A 3,936-nucleotide genomic window follows, 5' to 3' on the forward strand; every position below is an offset into this window, starting at 1 on the left:
TCCTTCATGTGGTCGATCTCGTACCCCGCGTCGTACAGAACCCGGAAGCCACCGCCGCGGCCGGCCGGTCCTGGAGTGGGGTCCACCAGGCGCGTCCCCTCGACGTGCTCGGGTCGGTAGTAGCTGGTCAGAGTATGGGTCGGTTGGTTGCCTTCCTTCACCAGCCGAGCCCTCGCATACACCTGGGCGCCTTCGGGCAGCCCGTGTGCTGCTGCGACTGCTGGCGGGGCTTCTACCAGGCTGACGCTCTGGGTCTGCTCATTCCGGCGGTAGCCGCGACCGGAGGCCACGCGGTCCGCGATGAAAGCCACCTCGTCGCCGTCACGCCACTTGGCCTTGTCGTACCTGGCAATGCCGAGTCGCTTGAGCGGGACCCTCTGCCGTACGACGGTCCCGTGTCCACGGGAGGACGTCACCAAGCCCTCGGCTTCGAGTGCCTTGTAGGCCTGATGGACGGTGGACTTGGAGCCCTCGCCCTGTGCAACTAGCTCCCTGATCTGCGGAAGCTGCTGGCCTGGCGGGTACTCACCCTGCTTGATCCGTTCAGCCAGCTTGTCAGCCAGCTCCCGCCATTTGGGCGTCATCGCCTGACTCCTCTCGACGCAATAAGTCAAGCACAGTCCCAGGACTGTTGACAGTCCTGGGACTGCGTGCCAAAGTCTCCTCAGGTCGCTCGCAGTCCTAGGACAGCGAGCAAAGCGGCTCTTCTTTGAGCTGCTCCGGAGCTTCGACACTGGGAGTACTTCATGCCGTCGTTCAAGATCGACCTNGTCCTAGGACAGCGAGCAGAGCGGCTCTTCTTTGGGCTGCTCCGGAGCTTCGACACTGGGAGTACTTCATGCCGTCGTTCAAGATCGACCTCTCGACCGCCGTGGTGTTCGTGGCGACCGCGCCGGAACCGAAGATGGCGAACAAGAAGACCGGCGAGCAGGCGATGGACCGGGACAACCCGAACGTGGGTCTGTCCACGGTGGGCCTGCTGGTCTCGGACGAGGGGGAGGGGAACCTCTACCAGGTGACCGTCCCGGAGACGGGCTACCCCGAGGGCCTGACGCCGGGAATGCCGGTGCGGGTGACGGGGCTGAAGGCCCGTGACTGGGAGAACACCTTCAACGGCGAGAAGCGTCACGGGATCTCGTTCCGTGCCATCGCGATCACCCCGATGGCCTGATCATGGGCGACCTGACGATGTGGCTGGAGGCCACGGCCGGGTTATCCGCCGCCGGTGGTGTCGGCTACGCGAAGGTGCGGGCGCCGCGCGCGTACTGGGCGACGATGGGGCTGCCGGTGACGCTGGCCCGGTTCGGGTTCTCCTACCGGGCCACGATGGATGTGTGCGGGCTGACGGTGCGGCCGTCGGGTCTGCGGGCGTTTGTGACCCGCAACGTTGCCCGCCGGGAGGTGCAGCCGGTTCCGCCGAAGATCCGCCAGGTGCGAGGCACCTCGACGGGCCTGCGGGTGANTCGCCCGCCGGGAGGTGCAGCCGGTTCCGCCGAAGATCCGCCAGGTGCGAGGCACCTTGACGGGCCTGCGGGTGACGCTGCGACTCCCGGCCGGCCTGGAGCCCGCCGACGTGGCCGCCGCCTCCGAACGGCTGCGGCACGCCTGGGGCGTGTACTCGGTGACCGTGGTGGAGACGAAACCGGGCTTCGTGGAACTGCGGATGACCGGCTACGACGTGCTGCGCCGCGTCCGGATGCCCCGCCAGACTGAGCCGCGCGACATGATCGTGCCGGTCGCCCTGCGGGAGGACGGGACCGCGTTCGAGCGGGACTACCGCAAGGCCCCGATGGCACTGACCCTCGGCGCGAACCAGTCCGGCAAGTCCATGTACCAACGGAACCTGATCAAAGGTCTCGCTCAACTCCCGGTCGCTCTCGTCGGGGTGGACTGCAAACGGGGCGTGGAGCAGGCGCGCTATGCGCCGCGCCTTTCTGCGCTGGTGACCACTCCGGACGATGCCGCCTCGCTGTTCGGGGTGCTGGTCGCAGAGATGGAAGACCGCTTCGACCTGCTGAGTCAGCACGGTGTCTCCGATATCTGGGAACTGCCGGACCATCTGCGGCCGGTGCCCGTGGTCGTCCTGGTGGACGAGATCGCGGAACTTTTCCTGATCTCCTCCAGGAAGGATGAGGAACGCCGGGAACGGATCGTGACGGCACTGATCCGGCTGGCGCAGATGGCCCGCGCGGCCGGCATCTACCTGGAGATCTGCGGGCAGCGCTTCGGCTCCGNGGAACGGATCGTGACGGCACTGATCCGGCTGGCGCAGATGGCCCGCGCGGCCGGCATCTACCTGGAGATCTGCGGGCAGCGCTTCGGCTCCGACCTGGGCAAGGGCGCCACCATGCTCCGCGCCCAGCTCACCGGCCGGGTCGTGCACCGCGTCAACGACAAGCAGACCGCCGAAATGGGCCTCGCCGACGTCGCCCCGGACGCGGTACCGGCCGCGAGCCTGATCCCGATGGAACGCCCGGGTACCGCCGTCGCGGCGGACACCTCGGGTGGCTGGTCGAAGATCCGCACCCCGGCCGTCTCCCGTGACGAAGTGATCGCCGCGTGCCGCACCTTCGCCCACCTGGTCCCGGACCTGCCCTTCCTCGAACCCTTCCGCCCCTCCGCGCCCGCTGAGGTACCGGCGGGTGGCCCATCGCTGGTCAAGCCGCGACCGGTCACCGAGTAGCGGCCCCCGACCGACCCTGACGGGAGGTACCCCGCATGCCCCGCTCGTCCATCCGCCCGGACCCCGTCCTCATCCAAGCCGTGATCGCCGGTGCGCTGTCCTTCGCCCACCTACACGACCTCGCCAACGCGGCCGGCCAGTCCGGCTGGAAGGCATGGGCCTACCCGGTCTCCGTCGACCTGCTCTTGGTCGCGGCCTGGCGCCGACTGCGCACCGCCCGGCGTGACCGCTCGGCCTGGACCTGGTTCGTCATCGCCCTCGGCGCCTCGCTCGGCGCCAACATCGCCACCGCCGGACTCCTCGACCTGCACCAGGTGCCCGCCTGGCTGCGCATCCTCGTGGCGGGCTGGCCCGCCCTGGCCTTCCTCGGCGGCACCCTCCTGGTGCACTCGCCCACCACGGCTCCGGCCGCAGCGGAAGTCGAAGAACCGGCCNGGGCTGGCCCGCCCTGGCCTTCCTCGGCGGCACCCTCCTGGTGCACTCGCCCACCACGGCTCCGGCCGCAGCGGAAGTCGAAGAACCGGCCGTGCCGGACATCGCAGTCGAGCGTGCGGCCGAACCCGCGCCCGCGTCGGCTCCGGAACTGGCTCCCGCGCCCGAACCGGCACCGGTCAAGCCCGCGGCCCCTGTCCCGGTCGTCCCGGCCGCGCTGGTGGACCACGCCCGCAAGCTCGCCGAAGCACACCAGGCGTCCACCGGGTCCCCCATGCCCGCCGACACGCTCTCGGCTCGCCTCGGCCTGCCCGAGGACATGACTCGCGCGATCACCACACAGCTACAGCTCACCTGATTGAAGGGAGGTTCGCTCGTGTCCGCCTATCGCCGCTTTCGCAACGTGATCCGTATCGGCCCGGTGCAGGTCGGTACGTCCTACGACGGCCGTGGCCGCGAGACGCACACCGCCGCCTGCACCGCTCCGGGCTGCGGCTTTGACGCCGACTACTCCACCCGCGCCGGCGCCGAACTCGCCGCCCGCACCCACCGCTGCCGGGCCTGACAAGGAGACCCCCGTCATGGACGTTCCGCTCTGGCTGGCCGTGGCCATCGTCGGCTACCTCGGCATCAAGCTCGCCCGCCCGTCGTGGTGGCTCGTTGCCGTGCTCCTCCTCGGCGGCTACCTCATCGCGCACAGCTACCTCGGCCCCGTCGTCGGCTCCCTCATCAACCCCTGACCAACCCGGAAGGAGAACCACCGTGCTAACACCGAAGTACCCGCCCCAGGACATCGCCTCCCCGCCCAGCCAGTTCCAGAC

Annotated in this window: 5 protein-coding genes and 2 pseudogenes; 6 read left to right on the forward strand and 1 reads right to left on the reverse strand. The window is 69.3% G+C overall.

Annotation, left to right across the window (positions count from 1 at the left end; genetic code table 11):
• Window positions 1-584, reverse strand: a 584-nt coding sequence (locus V7E45_RS40330; RefSeq protein ID WP_333779254.1) for a GntR family transcriptional regulator, incomplete at its 3' end; no start/stop codon positions are given.
• Between the two features lie 254 nt (window positions 585-838).
• On the opposite strand from V7E45_RS40330, the gene V7E45_RS40335 reads away from it, so the two are divergent.
• From V7E45_RS40335 to V7E45_RS40355, 6 genes and pseudogenes are all read left to right on the forward strand, one after another.
• A complete protein-coding gene (locus tag V7E45_RS40335) occupies window positions 839-1,171 on the forward strand; it encodes an SCO3933 family regulatory protein (RefSeq protein ID WP_333779255.1) in 333 nt (110 codons plus the stop codon).
• Between the two features lie 2 nt (window positions 1,172-1,173).
• A pseudogene (locus tag V7E45_RS40340) lies at window positions 1,174-2,683 on the forward strand (FtsK/SpoIIIE domain-containing protein).
• A 35-nt stretch (window positions 2,684-2,718) separates the two neighbouring features.
• Window positions 2,719-3,144, forward strand: a pseudogene (locus V7E45_RS40820) (DUF2637 domain-containing protein); the annotation flags it as partial.
• Between the two features lie 65 nt (window positions 3,145-3,209).
• Complete coding sequence (locus tag V7E45_RS40825) at window positions 3,210-3,473, forward strand: hypothetical protein (RefSeq protein ID WP_443056363.1); 264 nt, start codon at window positions 3,210-3,212, stop codon at window positions 3,471-3,473.
• An 18-nt stretch (window positions 3,474-3,491) separates the two neighbouring features.
• Window positions 3,492-3,680 carry a mobile element transfer protein gene (locus tag V7E45_RS40350; RefSeq protein WP_116129402.1) on the forward strand — a complete coding sequence of 63 codons (189 nt, stop codon included), beginning with the start codon at window positions 3,492-3,494 and terminating at the stop codon, window positions 3,678-3,680.
• A gap of 16 nt (window positions 3,681-3,696) precedes the next feature.
• Complete coding sequence (locus V7E45_RS40355) at window positions 3,697-3,855, forward strand: hypothetical protein (protein WP_333779256.1); 159 nt, start codon at window positions 3,697-3,699, stop codon at window positions 3,853-3,855.
• The last annotated feature ends 81 nt before the right edge of the window (window positions 3,856-3,936 follow it).

This window comes from Streptomyces sp. IBSBF 3136 (assembly GCF_036815105.1).
Lineage (GTDB): Bacteria > Actinomycetota > Actinomycetes > Streptomycetales > Streptomycetaceae > Streptomyces.